The sequence below is a fragment of the uncultured Microbacterium sp. genome (assembly GCF_963521695.1).
In the GTDB taxonomy this organism is placed as follows: domain Bacteria; phylum Actinomycetota; class Actinomycetes; order Actinomycetales; family Microbacteriaceae; genus Microbacterium.
On sequence record NZ_CAUQWC010000300.1, the window covers coordinates 1 to 3,338 of the forward strand.

General features: G+C 69.1%; 3 protein-coding genes. 2 read left to right on the forward strand and 1 reads right to left on the reverse strand.

Annotation, left to right across the window (positions count from 1 at the left end):
* Position 1: 1 nt before the first annotated feature.
* Positions 2-1,066 (reverse strand): TerC family protein, encoded by a 1,065-nt coding sequence (locus tag RWP81_RS15510; protein ID WP_243222192.1) that lies wholly within the window; start codon positions 1,064-1,066, stop codon positions 2-4.
* Positions 1,067-1,304: 238 nt separating this feature from the next.
* Here RWP81_RS15510 and RWP81_RS15515 point away from each other — a divergent pair, with 238 nt between their 5' ends.
* Positions 1,305-1,859: a sigma-70 family RNA polymerase sigma factor gene (locus RWP81_RS15515; RefSeq protein ID WP_314457615.1), complete on the forward strand. Its 555-nt coding sequence runs from the start codon at positions 1,305-1,307 to the stop codon at positions 1,857-1,859.
* Positions 1,856-2,905, forward strand: a complete 1,050-nt coding sequence (locus RWP81_RS15520) for a DUF4349 domain-containing protein (RefSeq protein ID WP_314457616.1) — start codon at positions 1,856-1,858, stop codon at positions 2,903-2,905. Before RWP81_RS15515 ends, RWP81_RS15520 begins: the two co-directional genes overlap by 4 nt.
* Positions 2,906-3,338 lie beyond the last annotated feature (433 nt).

Here is a 3,338-nt window from a genome sequence, read left to right on the forward strand (position 1 = left end):
GTCAGTCGCGGTCGGGGTGCTCCACCGTCGAGGGCGTGCCCTTCTCGTCGGCGACCTCGGCCGCGGCATCCTGCGCCCCGACGGCCGCCGGCTCGCGACGGGCGGCGATCAGGCTCGCGACCGTGGCGACTGCCATCGACAGGATGATCACGGCGAGCGAGACCCAGGTCGAGATCTCCGGCGCCCACTCGATCGGCTCGCCGCCGTTGAGGAACGGCAGTTCGTTGACGTGCATCGCGTGCAGGATCAGCTTCACGCCGATGAAGGCCAGGATGAAGGCGATGCCGTAGTGCAGGTACTTCAGGCGGTCGAGCAGATCGCCGAGCAGGAAGTACAGCTGACGCAGACCCATCAGGGCGAAGAGGTTCGCGGTGAAGACGATGAACGGGCTCTGGGTGATGCCGAAGATCGCGGGGATGGAGTCGATCGCGAACAGCAGGTCGGTGACGCCGATCGCGACGAAGACGATGATCATCGGCGTGAACAGCTTCTTGCCGTTGATACGCGTGATGACCTTCTTGCCGTCGTACGCGTCGCTCATCGGCAGGACGCGACGCAGCGTCCGCACAATGAGGTTCTCTTTCTGCGTGTCGTCGTCGTGGTCGCCGCCGGGGAACGCCTGCCGGATCGCGGTGTAGATCAGGAACAGCCCGAACAGGTAGAAGATCGGGCTGAAGTTCTCGATGATCGTCGCGCCGACCAGGATGAACGCCCCGCGCAGCACCAGCGCGATGATGATGCCCACCATCAGCACCTCCTGCTGGTAGCGGCGAGGGACGGCGAACTGCCCCATGATCAGCACGAACACGAAGAGGTTGTCGATCGAGAGGCTGTACTCGGTCAGCCAGCCGGCGACGAACTGCCCGGCGACCTCTCCCCCGGTGACGATCCACAGGATGCCGGCGAAGATGAGCGCGAGAGTGACGTAGAACACCACCCACAGGGTGGATTCCTTCGGCGAGGGGATGTGCGGGCGCTTCAGGATGATCAGCAGGTCCGCGACCAGGATCAGTACGAGCACCACCAGGGTGATCGTCTGGAAGAGCGGGTCGAGCTGCAGCTCCATCGCGGGGCCTTTCGTCGGGGGAAACGCTCGAGTTTATCGACCCGGCGGGGCGGTCCGTCGGCTTATGTAACTACTTCGCCCGGTGCGGACGTCGCGCCCGTGCCCTGCGGCTGCACGCCGCCGTCCGGTCGTCCGTCCACGGCACCGACGAAACCGGTGTGAGACGATCCGCCGCGGCGAGACACCTCTCAGTGAGAGAGTGCTCACGACAGCCCGCCCGAGGAGTGGAACGGATGCCATGACCGACGACGTGATCGACGACAGGGCGCTGGTCGCGCGCGCGGCCGGCGGCTCCGAAGGAGCGTTCCGCGAGCTGTACCGCGCGTACGTGCGCCCGGTGTACTGGGTGGCGTTCGGACTCGTCGGCGACGCCACCGACGCGGAGGACATCGTGCAGGACACCTTCGTGGTCGCGTGGAAGAAGATCCCCTCCCTGCGCCTCGAGGGCGCGTCGCTCCTGCCGTGGCTGGCGACCGTGTGCCGGTTCCAGGCGCAGAACCGTCTGCGCGCCCGGCGCCGGCACGGTTCGCACACGCAGCTCGACGAGCAGATCCCCGCCGCCGTCGACGTCGAGGCGCAGGTCGTCGAGGCACAGACGGTGGCGGCCATCCTCGCCGCCGTCGAGCGGTTGAGCGAGCTGGATCGCGAGATCTTCCGGTTGTGCGCCGCCGAGGGCTACGGCTACGAGGCCGCGGCGGCGTCACTGGGTGTGTCGCACGGCGCGGTGCGAAACCGCCTCTCCCGCATCCGTTGCCGGGTGCGTGCCAGCGCGATGGAGACGGAGACGCCATGACCACCCCCACACTGCCCTCACTGTCCGCCGAGCGCGTGGATGCCATGGAGTACGCCGTTCTCGGCCGGATCGCCGATGAGCGCCACCGCGTGCGACGCCGCCGCCGCAACGTCTGGACGGGTGTCGGCGCGGCCGCCGCCGTCGTCGCGATCGCCGCGTTCGTGGGTCCGTCGTTGACGTCGACGCAGTCGACCGGCGGGTCGACCGTGGTCGGCGCGAGCGGGGCGGAGAGCGCGCCGGACTTCTCGGGGCAGTTCGAGCAGGGCAGCGTCGAGGCCGTCCCGAGTCAGGGTTTCGCGGAGTCCGGCGCCCTTCCCGACGAGTCGGCCGCTCGAGACGCCGGGACGCGCGACATCGTCGCCACCGGCTCCAGCACGGTCGAGGTCGACGATGTGCCGGCGGCGATCGATGCGGTCACCTCGGCCGCGACCGCGGTCGGCGGGTACGTCGAGTCCTCGCAGCTCGGTGGCGGCATGGTCGGGATCCCGATCGACGGCTCCGCGGCGACACCTGCCACGGCATCCTCCGGCTGGATCACCGTGCGCGTGCCCGCCGAGTCGCTGACCTCCGTCATGGACGGCCTCCGCGACATCGGAGACGTGACGGCGACGAGCGTGAACCGCTCGGACGTGACCGAGCAGACCGTGGACTTGCGCGCGCGGGTCGCCGCCGGTGAGGCATCCGTCGCGCGTCTGACGGAGCTCATGGGTCAGGCGGCATCGGTCGCCGACCTCATCACCGCCGAGTCGGCGCTGGCCGAACGGCAGGCCCAGCTCGACAGCGATCGGCAGGTTCTGCAGTCGATCGAATCGCAGGTAGCCCTGTCGTCGCTGAGTGTGCAGCTGACCGAGCGCTCGGCATCCGTCACCGCCGACCCCGCCGGCTTCGGCGACGGGTTCGTCGCCGGGTGGAACGGTCTCGTCGCGACGCTGAACGGCGTCGTCATCGGCGTGGGGTTCTTGCTGCCGTGGATCGTCGTGGCCGGGCTCGCGTGGGCGGTGGTGTGGGGCGTACGGCGCGTGGTGCGGCGTCGCCGCGCGAGCTGACGCTGGACGGCAATCGGAGGACGGCTCGAATACACGACGGCATCGCCCGCCCCGGATTCGGGAGACTGCAACGGAATCGGATGCCGAAGGCCTTGGCATCCGATTCCGCTCGATATCGCCGAACCCGGTGCGGACGCGGGCAGCCGAGCCCGCCTGCGGCCGCGGTCGCCGCACGTGAAAATGCCCCGACCCTTCGGTCGAGGCATTCTTACGTCTGGTGACCCCAGCGGGATTCTCCCTCCGCCCCCTCCACACGCCGCTTCGCGGCGCGCGGCGCCTCCGGGCGGTGGGGCCCAACCCGCTCATGCGGCTCCTCGTCCGACCGCGGTCGCGGCACGCAAAAATGCCCCGACCATTCGGTCGAGGCATTTTTACGTCTGGTGACCCCAGCGGGATTCGAACCCGCGTTACCGCCGTGAGAGGGCAGCGTACT

Excerpts from the sequence above, each read along its gene's own strand:
- RWP81_RS15510 (WP_243222192.1), bottom strand. The coding sequence starts at position 1,066 with ATGGAGCTGCAGCTCGACCCGCTCTTCCAGACGATCACCCTGGTGGTG.
- RWP81_RS15515 (WP_314457615.1), top strand. The coding sequence starts at position 1,305 with ATGACCGACGACGTGATCGACGACAGGGCGCTGGTCGCGCGCGCGGCC.
- RWP81_RS15520 (WP_314457616.1), top strand. The coding sequence starts at position 1,856 with ATGACCACCCCCACACTGCCCTCACTGTCCGCCGAGCGCGTGGATGCC.